The following is a 20199-nucleotide window of genomic DNA, read 5'->3' as shown; positions in this document are numbered from 1 at the left end:
GAGAGATCCACCATGCGCCACCTGTTGCCCCTGGTCACCGCCCTGGTCCTGAGTCTCCTGCTGGTCCTCCCGGCCCAGGCGGATCAGACCATCATCTCCTCCACCAATGCCAAGCAGGTGGAGGGCCTCCTGAAGGAGCTTGGCTTCACCGGCACGCGCATCGACGAGGATGATGATGTCATCGTCATGATGCACGGCCGTCCCGTGGTGGTGATTGTGGGCTCCGGCAACGGCCGACAGCTGCAGATGAACGTGGCCTTTGTCGGCATGGGCATCACCCTGGAACAGGTCAACGCCTGGAACCGCAACCGCATACTCGCCAAGGCCTACCTGGATCGCGACGGCGACACCATCTTCGAGTCCGACCTGGACCTGGACGGCGGCATCACCGTAGACCGCCTCAAGGACTGGCTGCAGACCTTCAACATGCTCATCGACATGTTCGTGCGCGAGGTCGTCCACGGCCAGGGCGTTGACGACTCAAAGCCCGTCACCCCGCGCCGGGATCGGGAACTGCGCGCAGGAATCTCACCGACAGTCGGATAGCAGGCTGTTGAAAAAGTCTCCGGTGGATGCCAGGCAAGGCGGAAAGCGGCGAAAAAGCGCAGTGTACATGCGAGTACATGAGCCCAGATCACTCAGGCGCTTTGAGCCGCTTTCCAACGCAGCATGGCGCCACCCGAGGGTTATTCAACAGCCTGCTAGCCCCCATCCATGATCGAGTTGAGGGGACACAGACCCCGTCTGGTGGTCAGGGAAAGCCCGCTCTTCCAGTTGCTGGCGATGCTGATGCTGCTGGGCCTGCTGGGCGGCTTCTTCTGGCTGGCCCTGGCGCAGGACTTCCCCCTGTTCATCATCCTCGCCTCCGGCGGCGCTCTGACGCTGCTGCTCCTGATCCAGCCCCGTATCCTCATGGCGACCCTGCGGCCCGAGAACTGGCTGATCAGGTTCTACAGCCATGGCATCGCGCTGCAGACCGGCGGCCACATCTCCAACGAAGACCACAGGACCCTGTTCATTCCCGCCGAAGCCCTGCGGGGCGCGCGCATCGTTAGAGAACAGTGGCGCCGCCGTCCATGGACGAGGCCCAAGGAAAAACACAAGCTGAATGATCTCACCGGCCTCGAGATCGTGGTGGACAAGTCGCGTGTCAAGGAACTGACCGACACCCATCGGCCGTCACACATCCACAGGTCACGGCCGATCAAGCTGCGTTTCATGTTCAACCCGATCACCGAGAACGCGGAAGGCTACCGCATCGAGCTGCGCAGTCATCGCAGCCGTGTCACGCCCCGCATCGGTCGCATTGCCGAAGCATTCAGGATCTATGGCATCACGACGCAACGCCTGCATCTGACCGCGAACCTGCAGGCGCTGCAGGATCACGAATTCGAGGAACGGGTGGTGCGGGCGATGCACCAGGGCCATGCCCAGCTGGCCATCGACATGCTGATGGAGCGCGAGCGCCTCACCAGCGAGCGGGCGCGCCAGCGGCTCGATCAGATCATGTCACGACAGGAAGCGCGACAGGGCGCCACAGGCCCTGCGGCCTGAGGGACAGAACGTCCAACGGGCGTTGCGTTCAGGAGGAGAGATATTTCACGAACCAGTCCCGGGCGTGGCCCGCGGCCTGCTCCAGGGTGCCAGGCTCCTCGAACAGGTGCGTGGCGCCGGGGACGATCTCCATGTGATGCTCGCATCGCAGTCTTCCCGCAGCACCACGGTTGAGATCGATCACCGGCCCGTCCAGGCCGCCGACGATGAACAGCGTCGGTGCCTGCACCAGGGGCAGGGAGGCTGCTGCCAGGTCGGGACGCCCGCCCCGGGACACCACCGCCGCCACCTCCACGGGCCTCGCGGCCGCGGCGATGAGCGCCGCCGCCGCACCCGTGCTGGCACCGAACAAGCCGAGTGAAAGCACCCCCAGGTCCGCCTGGGACTTGAGCCAGTCCACGGTGGCGGTCATGCGGTCGCCGAGCCGGGGGATGTCGAAACGATACTCGCGGGTGAACTGATCGACCTCATGCTCCTCGGCGCTGAGCAGGTCGAACAGCAGGGTGGCGAGACCCGCCCGATTCAACAGGTCGGCCACGAACCGGTTGCGGGAACTGAACCGGCTGCTGCCGCTGCCGTGGGCGAACACCACGATGCCGCGGGCCGGCGAGGGCAGTGCCAGTATGCCTGGAAGGCTCAGCGTTCCGGCCTGGATGTCCAGTTCACGATGCTCGATGTTCATGAGGCATCCTGCCTTGCCCAGGCCTCCGCCAGGATATCCATCACCTCCACATCCTCCACCTGGGAGAAGTCCAGGTACCAGCGACCCACGGCCATGAAGTTCTCGGGCGTGGCTACGCACACCACCCGGTCCGCTTCCTGGGCAAGCACCTCCACGGTGTCGGAAGGCGCCACCGGCACGGCCACCACCACCTCCCGGGGGCCCGTGCTTCTCACCGCGTTGACCGCCGCGCGCATGGTGGCGCCGGTGGCCAGGCCGTCGTCCACCAGGATCAGGCAACGGTCCTTCATCTGCGGGAAGGGATGCGCGCCGCGATACAGACGTTCGCGTCGTTCCAGTTCCTTGCTCTCGCGCTCGATGATGCGTTCCAGGGCCGTGGGCGAGAGATGCATCAGGCGCACCAGGTCCTCGTTGAAGACCCGTCCGCCGCCGCTGGCAATGGCGCCCACCGCCAGCTCCGGCTGGCCTGGCGCACCGAGCTTGCGCACGATGATCACGTCAAGCCCTGCGCCCAGCCTGCGCGCCACCTCGGCCGCCACCGGCACGCCGCCCCGCGGCAGGCCCAGCACCAGCACATCATCCCGGCCGGCATAATCGGAGAGCGCCTCGGCCAGCGCAACGGCGCCCTCTATCCTGTCCTTGAACGGAAGCCTTGTCATGATGTGGCTCCTCCCGGTTTTGTTTGGTGATCAAAAACCTCGACGTAAAGACGCGAAGGACTGAAATGAATCGACAGGATTGACAGGATTTATTCGGATTAGCAGGATCAAGACCTTAACGCTCTATAAGCCAGCTTTAATCCTGTAAATCTTGTTAATCCTGTCGATCCTGTCCAGTTGTCTTCCCTCGGCGCCTTGGCGTCTTTGCGTCACTGCGCAAGATCCCACTGTATCCGCCCAGCATCATCCAGCCGGAATTCCGGATCATCATCTCCCTGGCGCTCCCGGTTGAGCATTTCGCAAAGCCAGCGAGCATCGTCCTTGCCGGTGCGGTGCAGGGAGAAACGCGCCCGGCGCAGGGGGGTCATGGACATGGATCTCAACACGCCGGTCGCCGCATCGAAGGCCGGGATGTACATAAGGGTCAGATCCGGCTGAACGATCTCGTAACCCCGGATGCCCTCGTAGTCGTTGATGAAGTCTCCACAGCCATAGAGGATAGGACGTCCCCGGTAGAGTTCCATGCCGATCGGGTGGTGGGAGGAATGTCCGTGGATCAGGTCCGCGCCGGCGTCGACCAGCCGGTGGGCAAATTCACGGTGTCCCTTCGGGATGCGATAGCCCCAGTTGCTGCCCCAGTGCACCGACACCACCGCCAGGTCACCGGGACGCTTGTACGCCCGGATCCGCTCGGCAACAGGTTCCGCACCGGCTGCCGAGGCCTCCGTGGCCAGCCACACCCCGGGCCGGTCCCTGGCCGCATGCCACTCGGGCGGGATGCCGCTGTCGGTCATGCCGAGGCTGAAGACCCACACCCGGTGTCCCGCGGCCACGTCGAGGCGTGCCGGTTTCATCGCTGCCCCCAGATCCTCGCCGGCACCGGCGTGGGCGATGCCCAGTCCGTCCAGCACCCGGCAGGTCTCCCGCAGGGCGTCCACGCCCCAGTCCATGACATGGTTGTTGGCCAGCGAGCAACAGTCGATCCCTGCCGCCTGCAGGCAGGCGGCGTTCTCGGGACTCATGCGGTAATGGATGCCCTTGTCCGGCCAGGGCGTGCCGTGGCGCGTGATCCCGGTTTCCAGGTTGATCAGGCGCAAGTGCGGCCTGAAATGCACCAGTTCGGCCAGGGCATCGCCCCAGATGTCGGCGGGCGCCATCGGCTTCGGGAATTCGCCGTTGGCGGCCTCGGCAAGACTCACGTACTCCCGGGCATCCTGCACCCAGGGCTCGTAGAGGTCGGGCGGCGCCGGGTAGGGCAGGGCCTGGTCGATGCCCCGCCCGGTCATGACGTCACCGCACACGAACAGGCTGATCTCACCGTTCACCCCTGCGGCTCCCCGGCGCGGAGATCCGCCAGGTCACGTTTCAGGGTCAGCGCGTTTCTGACCGCATGGCCTGCGATGTCGTTGTTGAAATAGGCATACACGTCCTTGCCCGCCATGAGCAGGCTGCGCACCTGTCGGGCCCGGGCTGACAGGATTGCGTTGCGGTATGCGCCTCCATCGGGTCCGCCATGGAAGCGCAGGTAGGTCCAGTCGGTGGTCAGCACCTCGGGGTGACCGGGGATCAGGTCGTGGATGCACAGGGCCGCGCCGTGACGCTTCATGACCTCGAAGACCTCGTCCCGCAGCCAGTCCGGGTCGCGGAACTCCACCGCCCAGCGATGCTGCCTGGGCGCACAGGCGAGAAACGCATCGAGCCGAGGTACATCGGCTCTCCAGCGGGGCGGCAGCTGCACCAGGATCGGCCCCAGATGTTCACCCAGGTGCTCCGCGGCCGCGAGGAAACGCCCGATGGTCCGGTCGGGATCCTTGAGATGCTTGAGATGGCTGCCGTAGCGGCTGAACTTGAGCGCATAGACGAACCCCGCCGGGGCCTGTACACGCCAGTGTTCGAACGTGTCCGCACCCGGCAAACGGTAGAAGGTGTTGTTGATCTCCACCGTGTCGAAAAACCCGGCGTAATGGGCAAACCAGTCCCGGCGCGGCAGTTCGGCGGGATAGAAGCATCCTGCCCAGTGCTGGTACTGGTAACCTGAAGTGCCGATACGCAGTCGGCCCTGTGGAACAGCCATGTCATCTCCCAGGCGCCCGCCCTTGGAGCATAGTACGTCGGGCCGGTTGCGGTGCCTGGCGCCAAGCGGGATAGTGGATGGGAGAGGGAATCAGCCCGCATAGTGCACCTGGCAGGCTGTTGAGCAAGTCTCCGGTGTATGCCGGTTCATAGGGCGGCCCGTGGCCGCCTGCTCACGGCGAAACTGCGGCTGATGGCGGGCATGGCCCGCCCTATGCGGGATAGGCTGATGGCGGGCACGGCCCGCCCTATGTGAGATAGGCTGATGGCGGGCATGGCCCGCCCTATGTGGGATGGAGGACGGAACACGGGATTCGGGTGAGCACCATGACGGACCTGATCCACATCGACGGCACCATGGGCGAGGGCGGCGGCCAGGTGCTGCGCAGCGCCCTGAGCCTCGCCCTGATCACCGGGCGCGGGGTGCGCCTCGAACACATCCGCGCCCGGCGCGACAACCCGGGTCTCGGCTTCCAGCACGCCATGGCGGTACAGGCCGCCGCCCGGGTGAGCGGCGCGCGGGTGGAGGGCGACCGCATCGGCTCCCAGACCCTGGAATTCCTGCCCGGTCCCGTGGTGCCCGGCGACTACCACTTCGACATCGGCACCGCCGGCGCCACGTCCCTGGTCCTGCAGACCGTCCTGCCGCCCCTGGCCATGGCCGATGGCGCCTCCCGGGTCACGGTCACCGGCGGCACCCACGTGCCCCACAGCCCCTGTTTCCATTACCTGGACTGGCACTGGCGGGTGATGCTCGGACACATCGGCATGCCCTTCGAACTGCACATGCCCATGGCGGGCTTCTATCCACCGGGCGGCGGCGAGATCCATGCCCTGATCCCGGGCAGCGCCCGGCCCCGCGGCCTGGACCTCACCGACCGGGGCAGGCTCCTGTCCATCCAGGGGCTATCGGCGGTCGCCAACCTGCCGGAGAAGATCGCCGAACGCCAGCGGGGCAGGGCGCTGCGGCGCCTGCAGACACTTCACTGCGACCTGGACATCGCCATCGAACACCTGCCGGCCCGCTCACCGGGCACGGTGCTGGCCCTGCTGGCCCGTTTCGAGCGGGGCCAGGCCTGTTTCTTCGCCCTGGGCGAGCGCGGCAAGCGCGCCGAGCGGGTGGCGGACGAGGCGGTGGATGACCTGCTCGGCTTCCTGGCCACCGGGGCCGCCGTGGATCGCTGGCTGGCGGACCAGCTGCTGCTGCCCCTGGCGCTGGCGGACGGTGCGTCGATCCTGCGCACCAGCCAGGTGACCCTGCATCTGCTCACCCAGGCCCGGGTGATCCAGGCCTTCCTGCCCATGGAGATCCGCATAGAGGGCGAACTGGGCCAACCCGGCACTGTGCATGTCACGCCCGGAACCACACCATGAAACCCCTGTTCCAGACCCATCTCGTGAACGGCACCCGGGGCGACCCGGCCCTGTACATCGATTTCCTGTTCCAGCGCCGGGCGCTCATGTTCGACCTGGGGGAGATCGCGGCCCTGGGCACACGCCGGGTGCTGCGCCTGAGCGATGTGTTCGTCACCCATGCCCACATGGATCACTTCATGGGCCTGGACCGCCTGGTGCGCCTCATGCTCGGCCGCGACAAGCACCTGCGCCTGTACGGGCCGCCGGGGTTCATCGATCAGGTGGGCCATCGCCTCAAGGGCTACAGCTGGAACCTGATGCAGAACTACACGCAGGGTTTCGTCATCGAGGCCTGTGAACTGGCGGACGACGGCACCCTGCGCCGCACCCGGTTCCATGCCCGGGAGGCCTTCGAGCCCAGGGGGCTGCCGCCGACACGCACGGCGCGCGGCATCCTGCTGGAGGAAGACGCCTTCCGGGTCCGTGCCGTGCACCTGGATCACCACATCCCCTGCCTGGGCCTGGTGCTGGAAGAGAAAGACCATCTCAACGTCTGGAAGAACCGCCTCGACGAGCTGGGTCTGCCCACCGGGCCCTGGCTCAACCGTCTCAAGCAGCTGGTGCGCCGCCAGGCGCCGGCCGAGACGCCGGTGGAGATCCGCTGGCGGGATGAGCGGGGGGAACACCGGGTGGAGCATCCCCTGGGACGGCTTGCCCGGGAGGTGCTCGAGCAGGTGCCGGGCCAGAAGATCGCCTACGTGGTCGACGCCGCCTACCACGCGGCCAACCGGGCCCGCATCCTCGACCTGGCCCGGGAGGCGGACCTGTTCTACGTGGAGGCGCCGTTCCTGGACGAGGCCGCCGCGCGCGCCGCCGAGACCGCGCACCTCACGGCGGGGCAGGCCGGCAGCCTCGCCCGGGAGGCCGGCGCCAGGCGCGTCATTCCGTTTCACTTCTCGCCCCGGCACGCCGGCGAGGAGGCGCGCATCGAGGCCCAGGTTCAGGACGCATTCCTTGGCACGCCGGATAACCAAGCTGATTAATCAATTAAATCAATTTGTAATAGCAATCTATTCACGTTTCACGTCACTATCTCGCTCGCGTCAGCCAGCGTTCCCGATGACGACTCAAAGCCCTGAAATCCCCTTGACAGGGAAAAATCATTAATTCCTAATAGGAACTATTGTTTCATGAAAGGAAACAACGTGAGCCACCACACCTACCGACTCATCGTCTCCTGCCCCGACCGGGTAGGCATCGTCGCCGCCGTCAGCGGCTTCCTGTCCCGCCACGGCGGCTGGATCACCGAGGCCAGCCAGCACGCGGACCAGGGTTCCGGCTGGTTCTTCATGCGCTACGAGATCCGCGCCGACTCGCTGCCCTTCGACGACCAGGGCCTGCGCGAGGCCTTCGCCCCCATCGCCGAGCAGTTCGAGATGCAGTGGCAGGTCACCGACGCCCAGGTGCCCAAGCGGGTGGTGCTGATGGTGAGCAAGCTCGACCACTGCCTCACGGACCTGCTGTACCGCTGGCGCAGCAAGGAGATGTTCTTCGACATCCCCTGCGTGATCTCCAACCACGAGGACATGCGCGACTACGTGGAATGGCACGGCATCCCCTACCACCACGTCCCCGTGGACAGGGACAACAAGGCCCCGGCCTTCGCCGAGGTCACGCGCCTGGTGGAATCCTATGACGCCGATGCCGTGGTGCTGGCCCGCTACATGCAGATCCTGCCCCCGGACATGTGCCACACCTACGCCGGCCGGGTGATCAACATCCACCACAGCTTCCTGCCGTCCTTCATCGGCGCCAAGCCCTACCACAAAGCCTTCGAGCGGGGCGTAAAGCTGATCGGCGCCACCTGCCATTACGTGACCGAGGAACTGGACGCCGGTCCCATCATCGAGCAGGACGTGATCCGCGTGCGCCACGATGACACCGCCAACGACCTGGTGCGCCTGGGCCGCGACGTGGAGAAGGCGGTGCTCGCCCGGGGCCTGCGCTACCACCTGGAGGACCGGGTGCTGATCCACGGCAACAAGACCGTGGTGTTCGACTGATGCCGCTACGCCTGCTCAAAAACGCCTTCAGCGACGCGCCGGACCCGCGTTTCTTCAACACGCCCAGGGGCCTGCGCGACAGCTACGACGTGGTGATCATCGGCGGTGGCGGGCATGGCCTGGCCTGCGCCTACTACCTCGCCCGGGACCACGGCATCACCAACGTGGCGGTGCTGGAGCAGGGCTACATCGGCGGCGGCAACACCGGGCGCAACACCACCATCGTGCGCTCCAACTACCTCACCCCCGAGGGCGTGAAGTTCTACGATGAGAGCGTGCGTCTGTTCCAGGATCTGGCCGAGGACTTCGACCTCAACATCTTCTACTCCGAGCGCGGCCACTTCACCCTGGCCCACACGGACGCGGCGATGCGCACCATGCGCTGGCGCGCGGAGGTGAACAAGCACTTCGGCATCGACAGTGAAGTGGTGGACCGGGACACCATCGCCGAGGCGGTGCCCATGATGGACCTGGACTGCGGCGGCGAGCATCCCGTGCTCGGCGCCCTCTACCACGCCCCCGGCGCGGTGGTGCGCCACGACGCCGTGGCCTGGGGCTACGGGCGCGGCGCCGACAAGCGCGGCGTGGAGATCCACCAGAAGACCCGGGTCACCGGCATCCGGGTGGTGCAGGGCAAGGTCACCGGCGTGGAGACCGACCGCGGTGTCATCAAGACCGGCAAGGTGATCTCCATGGTAGCCGGCTCCACGCCCCGCGTGACGAAGATGGCGGGTATCACCACGCCCATCGTCATCCACCCGTTGCAGGCCTGCGTCACCGAGCCCATGAAGCCCTGGCTCGACACCATCATCGTCTCCGGCAGCCTGCACGTATACGTGTCCCAGTCCTCCCGCGGCGAGCTGGTGATGGGCGCCGCCCTGGACCCCGCCATCCTGCATTCCACCCGCTCGACGCTCGATTTCGTGGAAGGCCTCGCCGACCAGATGCTGGATCTGTTCCCGTTCCTGGGCAACAGCAAGGTGATGCGCCAGTGGGCAGGCATGGCGGACATGACCCCCGACTTCGCCCCCATCATGGGCAGGACGGCGGTGGACGGTTTCTACATCGACGCCGGCTGGGGCACCTGGGGCTTCAAGGCCACCCCGGTCTCCGGCAAGACCATGGCCTGGACCGTCGCCAACGACAAGGATCACGCACTCATCGAACCCTTCAGCCTGGCCCGCTTCGACCGCTTCGAACTGGTGGGCGAGCGGGGGGCGGCTTCTGTCGGGCACTGATGAAGGCAAGAGATTGCCGCAGAGACGCAGAGGCGCGGAGAAAGACATGAGAACGTACACACACTCATACACAACAGCACCGTCAACATCTGGCGATGCCAACTGCCACGGCGATTTCCTCTTCATAAACCTCTGCGCCTCCGCGCCTCTGCGGCAATCCTTTAAATGAGTTCCATGCCCACATTCATTGAGCCCTGGAGTCGGCCCGCTTTGGTGGGACATTGCGGTATGAACTTCTGCCGCGGAGGCGCAGAGTCGCGGAGAAAAATATGAGAATTCGAACCTATACAAACACAGGTATGCCGTCGATGGCAGGTGAGTCCAATAGCGACAGCATTCCCCTCTTCAAATACCTCTGCGCCTCCGCGCCTCCGCGGCAATCCTTTCAATGAAACTCATCCACTGCCCCAAAGTCGGCACCCGCCCGGCATCCGAGTTCGTCTACGGCGGTCTCTGGCGCCCCATGCCCGACCCGGACAGCACCACGGACATGGAATGGTCCCACTACGTCTTCCATCGCGACGGTGCGCCCGGCGTGCAGCGGGAGTGGTGGTGCCATGCGCCCACGGGCATGTGGTTCGTGGCGGAGCGGGACACCATGAAGGATGAATTCCTGCGCACCATGACCGTGGCCGAGGCCATGAAGGACCTGGCCCATGGCTAGGCGCCTACCACTGCGGGACGGGGAGTGGATCGACCGCGGCCGTCCGCTGCGCTTCACGTTTGAAGGCCGCGAGTACAGCGCCTTCGCGGGCGACACCATCAGCTCGGCGCTGCTGGCCAACGGCGTGCGCGTGCTGGGACGCAGCTTCAAGTACCACCGGCCCCGGGGCGTGTTCTCGGCGGCCAACCACGACAGCAACGTACTGCTGCAGTCGGACTCCGACTTCAACATCCGCGGCGATGTCACCGCCGTCGCCGACGGCATGCGGCTCACCGCCATCAACACCCAGGGCGGTCTCGACAAGGACCGGGGCCGGTTCATGGACAGGCTCTCGCCCCTGCTGCCGGTGGGCTTCTATTACAAGACCTTCCACCGTCCCAAGGCGCTGTTCCCCTTCTGGGAGAACCAGATCCGCAAGCGGGCGGGACTCGGGCGCATCGACACCCAATGGCCCGAACTGCGCCTGCCGAAGCGCCACGGCTTCTGCGACCTACTGGTGGTGGGCGCGGGCCCCTCGGGCCTGAGCGCCGCGATCACCGCCGCGGAAAGCGGCGCCCGTGTCTGGCTGGTGGATGAGAACGCCCGCGCCGGGGGCAGCCTCAACGACCGGCAGGACGGCACGCTGCGCGATCAACTGCTCGCGCGTCTGGCGGGCCTCCCCAATCTCACCTTCCTGCCGGACACCGTCGCCGCCGGCTGGTACGCGGATCACTACGTGCCCCTGGTCACACCGGAGGGCCTCATCCGCCTGCGCGCTCGTGCGGTCATCGTGGCCGGCGGCGTGTACGAGCAGCCCGCGGTGTTTCGCAACAACGACCTGCCGGGCGTGATGCTCGCCAGCGCGGCCCTGCGGCTCGCCCGCCGCTACGGCGTGGCCGCCTGCGAATCCGCCGTGATCCTCGCCGCCAACAACGATGCCTACCGCAACGCCCTGGAACTCAAGGCGCTCGGGACCGACATCAAGGCCATCGTGGACCTGGACGATCCCGAGGCCCGGGGCGATCTGCACGATGCGGTGAAGTCCGCGGGCATCGCCGTCCATGGCCGCAGCACCGTCTACAGCGCCGAGGGCGAGGGCCTGCTCGCGGCCGTCACCGTCTGCGCCCTGGATGCCGAGGGCAGGGCGAAACCGGAGACCGCCCAGCGCATCGACTGCGACGGCCTGCTCATGTCCGTGGGCTACGCGCCCGCCGCCCCGATCCTCTACCAGGCGGGCACGCGCATGGTGTTCGCCGAGATCCCCGGCCAGTTCGTGCCGGAGCAGTTGCCGCCCGGGGTGTTCGCCTGCGGCCGGGTCAACGGCGTGTTCGATCTCGATGCCCGCGTGGCGGACGGCGCGGCCGCCGCCGGCGAGGCGCTGGCACATCTGGACATGCAGACCGGACCCGCCGCGCGGCCCGGCCGCAGCAGCGAACGCATGTCCCACCCCTGGCCCGTGTTCCCCCACCCGAAGGGCAAGAACTTCGTGGACCTGGACGAGGACCTGCAGCTCAAGGACCTGGAGCGCGCGGCGGCGGAAGGCTTCGACAACATCGAACTGCTCAAGCGCTACTCCACCGTGGGGATGGGCCCCAGCCAGGGCAAGCACGCCAACATGAATGCCGTGCGCATCCTGGCACGCCTCAACAACCAGTCCATCGGCGCGACCGGCACCACCACGGCGCGTCCCTTCTACCATCCCGTGCCCATCAAGCACCTGGCGGGACGGCGCCTGCGTCCGGAGCGGCGCACGCCCATGCACGGCTGGCACCGGGATCACGGCGCGGTGTTCATGCCCGCCGGCCACTGGCAGCGCCCCAAGTACTACGGACCTGCACCAGAGGCGGAGGCCATCCGCGCCGAGGTGATGGCGGTGCGTGAAGGGGTGGGGCTCATCGATGTCTCGACGCTCGGCAAGGTGGAGGTGTTCGGTCCCGACGCCGCGCGCTTCATGGACCAGCTCTATACGCTGAAGCTCTCCACCGTGAAGCAGGGCATGACCCGCTACGCGCTCATGGTGGACGAGGCGGGCGTGGTCATCGACGACGGGGTGTGCGCCCGCTGGGGCGAGGAACATTTCTACGTCAGCACCACCACCACCGGCGCCGAGGCCATCTTCCGCCAGATGCAGCGGATGATCGGCGAATGGAACCTCAAGGTGGACGTGGTCAACCGCACCAGCCAGCTGGCCTCCATGAACATAGCTGGCCCCCTGACCCGCGAGGTGCTGCAGCCGCTCACCGACGTGGACCTCTCCCAGGCCGCGTTCCCGTTCCTGGGCGCGCGCCAGGGTCGGGTGGCGGGCGTGCCCGCCTGGCTGTTCCGGGTCGGCTTCGTCGGCGAACTGGGCTTCGAGATCCACGTGCCCGCCGCCCAGGCGCTGCACGTGTGGGAGGCACTGGTGGAGGCGGGTGAGTCCAAGGGCATCCGGCCCTTCGGCGTGGAGGCGCAGCGCCAGTTGCGCCTGGAGAAGGGCCACCTAATCGTGGGCCAGGACACCGACGGCACTTCCAGCCCCTTCGACGCCAACATGGCCTGGGCGGTGAAACTCGACAAGCCCTTCTTCCAGGGCAAGCGCAGCCTGCAGATCCTGAAGGAGCGTGCCGCCAACCGCCTGGTGGGCTTCCGCCTGCCGGGCAACCATCCGGGTCCGATCCCCAGGGAATGCCACCTGGTGATCCACGACGACGACATCGCCGGCCGGGTCACCAGCATCGGCTACAGCCCGAGCCTCAAGGCCTGGGTGGGGCTCGCCATGGTGGACAAGGCGCTGGCCGATGCGGCCCAACTCTCCATCCGCGTGGAAGGCGCGGTGATCATCCAGGCGGACGTGGTGCCCACGCCCTTCTACGACCCGGAAGGCCTGCGCCAGAAACCGGAAACGGCCGGGGAGGTGAGCGCATGAAGCGTCTGAGCCCCGCCCACGACCTCCTGCCTCGCGACGGTTTCGAGTGGGGCGAGGTGCGCGGCATGCCCGCGCCGCTCAAGGCAGCGCAACTGCCGGACACCTGGCTCGCCGACCTGAGTCCGCTGCTTCGCGTGCTGGTCAAGGGCGGTGACGCGGCGGGCTGGATGCGCGCCCACGAACTGCCGGTGCCCGAGGAGTGGTTCGTCTGCCAGGACCTGCCGCAGTTCGGACCCGACGCCTTCCTGGCCCGCACCGGCAACGCCGAGTTCCTGCTCCACGACGGCCCCTCCGGCGGCCTTGCCCGGCACCTGGGTCCGCTGCCCGAAGGCCTCGACAACGGCACCCGCGTGCTGGTGCGCGATGACCAGGAGATCGCCCTGGGCGGTGAACACGCGGCACAGCTCATGGCCGAGTTCTGCTCGCTGGATCTCTCCAGCGTGGGAGACGCGCTGCTCTACACCCGCGTGGCGGGGGTGGGCGTGTGGTTGCGGGTCGAGCCCGGCCCGGTGTATCGCATGGGCTGCGAGCCCAGCTACGGTGAATTCCTATTCGAGACCCTGATGCACGGGGTCCATGACATGCAGGGGGAAGTCATCGGCTTTTCCGACTTCTACATATCCCGGGAGGATAAAAAATGACACCACAGGAAGCGAAGACCTATCTGGAGAGTCACCAGGTCAAGTACATCCTGGCCCAGTTCGTGGACATCCACGGCGTGGCCAAGACCAAGTCCGTGCCCGTCAGTCACCTGGAGGACGTGCTCACCGACGGCGCCGGTTTCGCCGGCTTCGCCGTGTGGGGCCTGCGCATGGGTCCCCACGAGGCGGACTACATGGCCCGTGGCGATCTCAACACCCTGTCCATCGTGCCCTGGCAGCCCGGCTACGCGCGCATCGTCTGCGACGGCTACGTCAACGGCGAGCCCTACATGCTGGACACCCGCAACATCCTCGCCGCCCAGGTGAAGCGCCTCAAGGACCGAGGCTGGACCATGAACACCGGCCTCGAGCCCGAGTTCAGCCTGCTGCGCCGCGACGGCAACGGCTGCGTCGTCCCCGCCGACGATTCCGACCGCCTCGACAAGCCCTGCTACGACTACAAGGGCCTGTCCCGTTCCCGGGAATTCCTGGAGCGCCTGGTGGAGTCCCTGCAGGCGGTAAACTTCGACGTCTACCAGGTGGACCACGAGGACGCCAACGGCCAGTTCGAGATCAACTACACCTACTCGGACTGCATGACCTCCGCGGACCGCTATGTGTTCTTCCGCATGGCCGCCGGCGAGATCGCCAACCAGCTGGGACTCATCTGCTCCTTCATGCCCAAGCCCTTCTCCAACCGCACGGGCAACGGCATGCACATGCACATCTCCATCGCCGATGAATCCAATCCCAACATCTTCCAGGACCCGTCGGACCCCCGCGGCCTGGAACTCTCCAAGACCGCCTATCACTTCGCGGCGGGCCTGCTGGCTCACGCCCCGGCGCTGACCGCGCTCCTGGCGCCGAGTGTGAACTCCTACAAGCGCCTGGTGGTGGGCCGCGCACTGTCCGGTTCCACCTGGGCCCCGGCCTTCATCTCCTACGGCGACAACAACCGAACCTCCATGGTGCGCATTCCCAAGGGCCGCCTGGAACTGCGCCTGGGCGATGGTGCCTGCAACCCGTACCTGGCCGCCGCCGCGGTGATCGCCGCCGGGCTCGACGGCGTGGACCGCAAGCTGGAGCCGGGCGAACCGCAGAACTTCAACTTCTACGATTTAAGCCCCGTAGAACTGGCGGAGAAGGGCATCAAGACCCTGCCCCAGAGCCTGCACGAGGCCATCGCCGCGCTGCAGAAGGACACGCTGTTCGCCGAACAGCTGGGCCAGGACTTCATCGAAGAGTTCATCCGGCTGAAGAACATGGAATGGGTGGAATACTCCCGCCATGTGTCCGACTGGGAACTCAACCGTTACGTGGAATTTTACTGATCGAGGAGATTCCCCCATGTGTGGAATCGTAGGACTCTTGCTCAAGAACCCGTCCCTGAACGGGCAACTGGGCCAACTGGTGACCCCCATGCTGGAAAGCATGTCCGAGCGCGGCCCGGACTCGGCGGGGCTTGCCGTCTTCGCCGACACCGACCGGGGCGAGAAGTACAGCCTGTTCGCCCAGGACGCGGACTTCGACTGGGACGCCCTGGAGCGCGCCCTGGACGAGGCCCTGGTGCCCACGCCGCGCATCGAGGCCCAGGGCCGCTACGCGCGTCTCTACCTGGCCGCCGATCCGCACACGGTGCGCCACTGGTTCGAGGAGCACTTCCCGGCGCTGCACATCCTCTCGGCGGGGCACTTCATCGACATCTACAAGGATGCGGGCCACCCGGCGGACATCGCCCGGCGCTACGGCTTCCCCGCGCTCACCGGCAGCCACGCCATCGGCCACACCCGCATGGCCACGGAGTCGGCCATCACCCCGGCCCACGCCCACCCGTTCACGGCGGGCGAGGACTTCTGCCTGGTGCACAACGGCTCGCTGTCCAACCCCTACAAAATCCGCCGCCAACTGGAACGCAAGGGCATCCGCTTCGAGACCGACAACGACACCGAGGCCGCCTGCCGCTTCCTGGAATGGCGCCTGCGGGACGGTGACAGCCTGGAGGATGCCCTGTCCCAGGGCTTCAACGTGCTGGACGGCTTCTACACCCTGCTCATGGGCACCCACGACAAGCTGGCCCTGGTGCGCGACCCCTTCGCCTGCAAGCCCGCCGTGGTGGCCGAGACCGACGACTACGTGGCCATCGGCTCCGAGTACCGGGCGCTCGCGCACCTGCCCGGGGTGAAGGAGGCCATGCTGTTCGAACCCAAGCCCGAGGAGATCTACTCGTGGACACGCTGAACCCCACCGCCGAGGCCGTGCGTTTCGACCTGTCGGAAACCACGGTGCGCGAGCTGAACCAGTACCTGCACCACGAGCTCCCCGGCAGCGGCGCGAAACACGTCGAGGTGCTCAACCCCAACGGCCGGCACAACCTGGCCGTGGGCGTGGACGCCCCCGTGAGCATCGACATCCGGGGACACGCCGGCTACTTCGTGGGCGGCATGAACAAGCTCGCCCACATCACCGTGCACGGCAACGTGGGCTGGAGCGTGGGCGAGAACATCATGTCCGGCAGCATCCGGGTGAAGGGCAACGCCTCCGAATGCGTCGCCGCCTCCGGCCACGGCGGTCTGGTGGTCATCGAGGGCGACGCCTCGTCCCGCTGCGGCATCTCCATGAAGGGCTGCGACATCGTGGTGGGCGGCAGCGTCGGCCACATGTCCGCCTTCATGGCCCAGGCCGGCACCCTGGTGGTGTGCGGCGACGCGGACCCGGGCCTCGGGGATTCCCTCTACGAGGCGGTGATCTACGTGCGCGGCACCATCCACGGCCTGGGCGCCGATGCCCGGGAAGAACCCATGAGCGACGACGACTACGCCCGGGTGGCCAACCTGCTGGAGCGGGCCGGCTTCGACCACGACCTCCAGGAGTTCAAGCGCGTGGCCTCCGCCCGCAGCCTGTACCACTGGAACGCCGATCACCACCAGGAGTACTGAGTGATGAGCAAGAACATCTACATCGAGCCCAACTACACCTACGGCGACCACACGCTGCACTACATCCAGCAGGCCGCCGAGCACGGGCTCTACGAGATCCGCGGGCTGGGCGCCAAACGCCGCCTGCCCACCTTCGACGACCTGACCTTCCTCACCGCCTCGGCCTCCCGCTATCCGCTGGAAGGCTACCGGGAGAAGTGCGAGACGAAGACGGTGCTCGGCACCCGTTTCGCCAAGAAACCCATCGAGCTCGGCATCCCCATCACCATCGCCGGCATGAGCTTCGGCGCGCTCACCGCCCAGGCCAAGGACGCGCTGGGCCGCGCCGCCGGCGAGATGGGCACCTCCACCACCACCGGTGATGGCGGCATGACGCCCGAGGAACGCCGTTCCTCCAAGACCCTGGTCTACCAGTGCCTGCCGTCGCGCTACGGCTTCAACCCCGACGACCTGCGCAAGGCCGACGCCATCGAACTGGTGATCGGGCAGGGCGCCAAGCCCGGCGGCGGCGGCATGCTGCTGGGTCAGAAGATCAGCCCCCGGGTGGCGAAGATGCGCACCCTGCCCGAGGGCGTGGACCAGCGTTCCGCCTGCCGCCATCCCGACTGGACCGGCTCCGATGATCTGGCCATCAAGCTCTCCGAGCTGCGCGAGATCACCGACTGGCAGGTACCCATCTACGTGAAGGTGGGCGCGACCCGGGTGAAGAACGACGTGAAGCTCGCCGTGGCCGCCGGCGCCGACGTGGTGGTGGTGGACGGCATGCAGGGCGGCACCGCCGCCACCCAGCAGGTGTTCATCGAACACGCCGGCATCCCCACGCTTGCCGCCCTGCGCCAGGCGGTGGAGGCCCTGGAGGAGATCGACATGGTGGGCCAGGTGCAGCTCATCATCTCCGGCGGCATCCGCAGCGGCGCGGACGTGGCCAAGGCGCTCGCCATGGGCGCCGACGCCGTGTCCATCGGCCAGGCCGCCATGATGGCGCTCGGCTGCAACGCCCGGCACTACCACATGAACGGTGAACTGGTGGACGCCACCGAGGACTTCGCGGCGCTGGGCACCGCGCCCGGCTACTGCCACCACTGCCACACCGGCCGCTGCCCCGTGGGCATCGCCACCCAGACGCCGGAACTGGAAAAGCGCCTGGACGTGGACTGGGGCGCGCGTCGGGTGAAGAACTACCTGCAGACCCTCACCATGGAACTGACCACGCTCGCCCGGGCCTGCGGCAAGTCCAACGTGCACAACCTGGAGCGGGAGGACCTCGCCGCGCTCACCATCGAGGCCGCCGCCATGGCCAAGATCCCCCTGGCCGGCACCGACTGGATCCCGGGCGTGAGCGGCTATTGAGCGTGTCCACCGTGGCCACCCGCAAGGCGAAACCCAAGGCGGCCGGCAAGGCCGCGCGGCCTGCAGCGCCCGAACCCGCAACCCACGCGGAGGACCGCAACCTGGACCAGCACATCGGCCACGTGCTGCGGGAAAAACGCCAGGCCCAGTCGCTCACCATCGCCGACGTGGCCGATCTCGCCGGCGTGAGCCGGGGCATGCTCTCCAAGATCGAGAACGGCCAGGTCTCCACCAGCCTGGAGACCCTGCGCAAGTTGTCGGGTGTGCTGGGCATGACCCTGGCCCAGCTGTTCAAGAACTTCGACGTCCCCGAGGGCGGCGCCCAGCACGTGAAGAGCGGCGAGGGCCTGGAAGTGGTGCGCCGCGGCACCCGCCGAGGTCATACCTACCACCTGCTCGCCTACGACCAGGGCCCCCGCAAGCAGGTGGAGCCCTTCCTCATCACCATGGACGACGCCAGCGAGGTGTTCCCCACCCTCACCCATCCCGGCGTGGAGTTCATCTACATGCTCGAAGGCCGCATCGAATACCGCCACGGCCGCAACACCTATCTCCTGGAGCCCGGCGACTCCCTCACCTTCAAGGGCAGCATCCCCCACGGCCCCGAGCGACTCCTGGAAGTCCCGATCCGCTTCCTGGCGGTGATCAACTATGGGGACGAAGAGTGATCCCGTCCTGATCCGCGACGCCGTGGCGGACGACATCCCCGCCATGGTGGAGCTCCTCGCCCAGCTGTTCAGCATCGAGCAAGACTTCGTGCCGGATGCGGAGAAGCAGGGCCGGGGGCTTGCGTTGTTGCTGGGGCAGCCCGGCGCTCACGTGCTGGTGGCCGAGCGGGAAGGCAGGGTGGTGGGCATGATCAGCGTGCAGACGCTGGTCTCCACGGCGGAAGGGGGGCCTGTCGGGCTCGTGGAGGATCTGGTGGTGGGTGAGGGGCATCGGGGGGAGGGGATTGGCGGGCGATTGCTTCAGGGAATGGAGGCTTGTGCGCGGGAGATGGGGCTCAGCCGGCTGCAATTGCTGGCTGATATGGACAACACCTCGGCACTGGACTTCTATACTCGGCGCGGGTGGCGTCGTACCTCACTGATGGCGTTGCGCTGGAATTCCTGAATACGAGCTTTCCTGTAGCGTAGGGCGGATGAGCGGAGCGCATTCGCCGCGCCCTGCTTATCTCGCCATGGGTTCAGCCCCATGGAAACCTGCGTTATTCTTGAGGCAGATTGATAAACCTGGTCAGAGGTAAAAATGGTGACAGAATTATTTTTGCACCGCTCATGGTTGCAGGTGGCGTCTGGACCGCTGGGCGCGCCAACTGCACCTTTACCAAAGCCTTAACTAAAGATGGAATTTGACCTCCAACGCATCTTCGAAGATGGATATCCAGGATTGGCGATAAGCGCCAAGATCGGGTCTGTAGAAGATTACTTGAACGCGGTGATCGAGTTCCTTCCTGTCATCCAAGATCAAAGCATGATTCGGTTCAAGGCCCGATTGGAGAAGGACTATCCAGGCTTATCCGAGAATGATCTTGCTGAAGAGTATGAGACCCACGATTGGACCGTTAATGGTCTTATTCCAAGCCTGCTCGGTGGTTCGGTTTTAGTAGCAACTTGGGCGGCTTTTGAAGAAGGCGCCGCGCAGGTTTGCTCCTATGTCAAGAGTCAGGAATCTTGCCCGCTATCGCTCGATGGGCTAAGGGAGCAAAATCAGAAAAAGAGAATTGAACTATATCTGAAACTGGTAGCTGGAAAGGAAGTCCGCCTTGATCAGAATCTCAATGAAATCAGAATCGTACGGAATGTTTTTGCCCACTCCAATGGAAACATTGGCGCTTTAAGCAGTAATCGCTTGCATAGCATAAAGACTATCGTTGAGAAAACAAGCGATATTGAATTGCGAGACAATCAGCTCGTATTAGGACTACCGTACCTAGAGCGGGCGCTGTCCATGGTCAAAGAAAATTTGGCTGTATTGCTGAGTCTTATTCATGAGGCTTACCCGTGGAATATGCGCAAACCGGATTCGTAAACCGACTCAGAGTGGGATTGACAAAGGTGGCAGATATATTATTGCGGTGTAAAAATAGATCTGTCACC

Annotated in this window: 20 protein-coding genes; 16 read left to right on the top strand and 4 right to left on the bottom strand. The window is 65.9% G+C overall.

Annotated features, from left to right (window positions below):
- The first annotated feature begins 12 nt into the window (after positions 1-12).
- Together D580_RS0100760 and D580_RS0100755 are read left to right on the top strand one after the other, a co-directional pair.
- Positions 13-546, top strand: coding sequence for a YbjN domain-containing protein (locus tag D580_RS0100760; protein WP_012638253.1), 534 nt, complete (start codon positions 13-15; stop codon positions 544-546).
- Positions 547-714: 168 nt separating this feature from the next.
- Positions 715-1554, top strand: coding sequence for a hypothetical protein (locus tag D580_RS0100755; RefSeq protein ID WP_038042890.1), 840 nt, complete (start codon positions 715-717; stop codon positions 1552-1554).
- A gap of 28 nt (positions 1555-1582) precedes the next feature.
- Here the strand turns inward: D580_RS0100755 and D580_RS0100750 are convergent, their stop codons facing one another.
- The 4 genes from D580_RS0100750 to D580_RS0100735 form a co-directional block, all read right to left on the bottom strand.
- A complete protein-coding gene (locus D580_RS0100750; protein ID WP_018952532.1) occupies positions 1583-2236 on the bottom strand; it encodes a dienelactone hydrolase family protein in 654 nt (217 codons plus the stop codon).
- Complete coding sequence (locus D580_RS0100745) at positions 2233-2895, bottom strand: phosphoribosyltransferase (RefSeq protein ID WP_018952531.1); 663 nt, start codon at positions 2893-2895, stop codon at positions 2233-2235. The genes D580_RS0100750 and D580_RS0100745 overlap by 4 nt, the downstream gene beginning before the upstream one ends.
- A gap of 209 nt (positions 2896-3104) precedes the next feature.
- On the bottom strand, positions 3105-4220 hold the full coding sequence (locus D580_RS14990; RefSeq protein WP_018952530.1) for a CapA family protein: 1116 nt from the start codon (positions 4218-4220) through the stop codon (positions 3105-3107).
- Positions 4217-4969 (bottom strand): DUF72 domain-containing protein, encoded by a 753-nt coding sequence (locus D580_RS0100735; RefSeq protein WP_018952529.1) that lies wholly within the window; start codon positions 4967-4969, stop codon positions 4217-4219. Before D580_RS0100735 ends, D580_RS14990 begins: the two co-directional genes overlap by 4 nt.
- A gap of 326 nt (positions 4970-5295) precedes the next feature.
- Here D580_RS0100735 and rtcA point away from each other — a divergent pair, with 326 nt between their 5' ends.
- From rtcA to D580_RS0100660, 14 genes are all read left to right on the top strand, one after another.
- Positions 5296-6342, top strand: a complete 1047-nt coding sequence (gene rtcA, locus D580_RS0100725; protein WP_018952528.1) for an RNA 3'-terminal phosphate cyclase — start codon at positions 5296-5298, stop codon at positions 6340-6342.
- Positions 6339-7367 (top strand): ribonuclease Z, encoded by a 1029-nt coding sequence (locus D580_RS0100720; RefSeq protein WP_018952527.1) that lies wholly within the window; start codon positions 6339-6341, stop codon positions 7365-7367. The genes rtcA and D580_RS0100720 overlap by 4 nt, the downstream gene beginning before the upstream one ends.
- Before the next feature lie 147 nt (positions 7368-7514).
- Positions 7515-8387 (top strand): formyltetrahydrofolate deformylase, encoded by an 873-nt coding sequence (gene purU, locus D580_RS0100715; RefSeq protein WP_012638259.1) that lies wholly within the window; start codon positions 7515-7517, stop codon positions 8385-8387.
- On the top strand, positions 8387-9625 hold the full coding sequence (locus D580_RS0100710; RefSeq protein WP_018952526.1) for an FAD-dependent oxidoreductase: 1239 nt from the start codon (positions 8387-8389) through the stop codon (positions 9623-9625). Before purU ends, D580_RS0100710 begins: the two co-directional genes overlap by 1 nt.
- 388 nt (positions 9626-10013) lie before the next feature.
- Positions 10014-10289 (top strand): sarcosine oxidase subunit delta, encoded by a 276-nt coding sequence (locus tag D580_RS0100705; protein ID WP_018952525.1) that lies wholly within the window; start codon positions 10014-10016, stop codon positions 10287-10289.
- Positions 10282-13173 (top strand): 2Fe-2S iron-sulfur cluster-binding protein, encoded by a 2892-nt coding sequence (locus D580_RS0100700; protein WP_018952524.1) that lies wholly within the window; start codon positions 10282-10284, stop codon positions 13171-13173. The genes D580_RS0100705 and D580_RS0100700 overlap by 8 nt, the downstream gene beginning before the upstream one ends.
- The gene (locus tag D580_RS0100695; RefSeq protein ID WP_018952523.1) at positions 13170-13814 is read left to right on the top strand and encodes a hypothetical protein; all 645 of its coding nucleotides are present in this window, start codon (positions 13170-13172) and stop codon (positions 13812-13814) included. The genes D580_RS0100700 and D580_RS0100695 overlap by 4 nt, the downstream gene beginning before the upstream one ends.
- Entirely contained in the window at positions 13811-15145 is a 1335-nt protein-coding gene (gene glnT, locus D580_RS0100690; protein WP_018952522.1) for a type III glutamate--ammonia ligase, read from the top strand. The genes D580_RS0100695 and glnT overlap by 4 nt, the downstream gene beginning before the upstream one ends.
- Before the next feature lie 16 nt (positions 15146-15161).
- A complete protein-coding gene (locus tag D580_RS0100685; RefSeq protein WP_026289568.1) occupies positions 15162-16052 on the top strand; it encodes a class II glutamine amidotransferase in 891 nt (296 codons plus the stop codon).
- Positions 16040-16750, top strand: a complete 711-nt coding sequence (locus D580_RS0100680; protein WP_018952520.1) for a protein glxC — start codon at positions 16040-16042, stop codon at positions 16748-16750. Before D580_RS0100685 ends, D580_RS0100680 begins: the two co-directional genes overlap by 13 nt.
- A 3-nt stretch (positions 16751-16753) precedes the next feature.
- Positions 16754-18100 (top strand): FMN-binding glutamate synthase family protein, encoded by a 1347-nt coding sequence (locus D580_RS0100675; RefSeq protein WP_018952519.1) that lies wholly within the window; start codon positions 16754-16756, stop codon positions 18098-18100.
- Between the two features lie 2 nt (positions 18101-18102).
- On the top strand, positions 18103-18768 hold the full coding sequence (locus D580_RS0100670) for a helix-turn-helix domain-containing protein (protein WP_231363467.1): 666 nt from the start codon (positions 18103-18105) through the stop codon (positions 18766-18768).
- Positions 18752-19213, top strand: a complete 462-nt coding sequence (locus D580_RS0100665; protein ID WP_018952517.1) for a GNAT family N-acetyltransferase — start codon at positions 18752-18754, stop codon at positions 19211-19213. The genes D580_RS0100670 and D580_RS0100665 overlap by 17 nt, the downstream gene beginning before the upstream one ends.
- Positions 19214-19444: 231 nt before the next feature.
- A complete protein-coding gene (locus D580_RS0100660; protein WP_018952516.1) occupies positions 19445-20131 on the top strand; it encodes a hypothetical protein in 687 nt (228 codons plus the stop codon).
- The last annotated feature ends 68 nt before the right edge of the window (positions 20132-20199 follow it).

It is taken from the genome of Thioalkalivibrio sulfidiphilus (assembly GCF_000377945.1).
Lineage (GTDB): Bacteria > Pseudomonadota > Gammaproteobacteria > Ectothiorhodospirales > Ectothiorhodospiraceae > Thioalkalivibrio_A > Thioalkalivibrio_A sulfidiphilus_A.
This window is presented reverse-complemented; position numbering and strand designations above follow the sequence as displayed.

Excerpts from the sequence above, each read along its gene's own strand:
- rtcA (WP_018952528.1), top strand. The coding sequence starts at position 5,296 with ATGACGGACCTGATCCACATCGACGGCACCATGGGCGAGGGCGGCGGC.
- D580_RS0100700 (WP_018952524.1), top strand. The coding sequence starts at position 10,282 with ATGGCTAGGCGCCTACCACTGCGGGACGGGGAGTGGATCGACCGCGGC.
- D580_RS0100760 (WP_012638253.1), top strand. The coding sequence starts at position 13 with ATGCGCCACCTGTTGCCCCTGGTCACCGCCCTGGTCCTGAGTCTCCTG.
- D580_RS0100735 (WP_018952529.1), bottom strand. The coding sequence starts at position 4,969 with ATGGCTGTTCCACAGGGCCGACTGCGTATCGGCACTTCAGGTTACCAG.
- D580_RS0100665 (WP_018952517.1), top strand. The coding sequence starts at position 18,752 with ATGGGGACGAAGAGTGATCCCGTCCTGATCCGCGACGCCGTGGCGGAC.
- D580_RS0100695 (WP_018952523.1), top strand. The coding sequence starts at position 13,170 with ATGAAGCGTCTGAGCCCCGCCCACGACCTCCTGCCTCGCGACGGTTTC.
- purU (WP_012638259.1), top strand. The coding sequence starts at position 7,515 with ATGAAAGGAAACAACGTGAGCCACCACACCTACCGACTCATCGTCTCC.
- D580_RS0100755 (WP_038042890.1), top strand. The coding sequence starts at position 715 with ATGATCGAGTTGAGGGGACACAGACCCCGTCTGGTGGTCAGGGAAAGC.
- glnT (WP_018952522.1), top strand. The coding sequence starts at position 13,811 with ATGACACCACAGGAAGCGAAGACCTATCTGGAGAGTCACCAGGTCAAG.
- D580_RS0100710 (WP_018952526.1), top strand. The coding sequence starts at position 8,387 with ATGCCGCTACGCCTGCTCAAAAACGCCTTCAGCGACGCGCCGGACCCG.
- D580_RS0100745 (WP_018952531.1), bottom strand. The coding sequence starts at position 2,895 with ATGACAAGGCTTCCGTTCAAGGACAGGATAGAGGGCGCCGTTGCGCTG.
- D580_RS0100720 (WP_018952527.1), top strand. The coding sequence starts at position 6,339 with ATGAAACCCCTGTTCCAGACCCATCTCGTGAACGGCACCCGGGGCGAC.
- D580_RS0100675 (WP_018952519.1), top strand. The coding sequence starts at position 16,754 with ATGAGCAAGAACATCTACATCGAGCCCAACTACACCTACGGCGACCAC.
- D580_RS0100660 (WP_018952516.1), top strand. The coding sequence starts at position 19,445 with ATGGAATTTGACCTCCAACGCATCTTCGAAGATGGATATCCAGGATTG.
- D580_RS0100750 (WP_018952532.1), bottom strand. The coding sequence starts at position 2,236 with ATGAACATCGAGCATCGTGAACTGGACATCCAGGCCGGAACGCTGAGC.
- D580_RS0100685 (WP_026289568.1), top strand. The coding sequence starts at position 15,162 with ATGTGTGGAATCGTAGGACTCTTGCTCAAGAACCCGTCCCTGAACGGG.
- D580_RS0100705 (WP_018952525.1), top strand. The coding sequence starts at position 10,014 with ATGAAACTCATCCACTGCCCCAAAGTCGGCACCCGCCCGGCATCCGAG.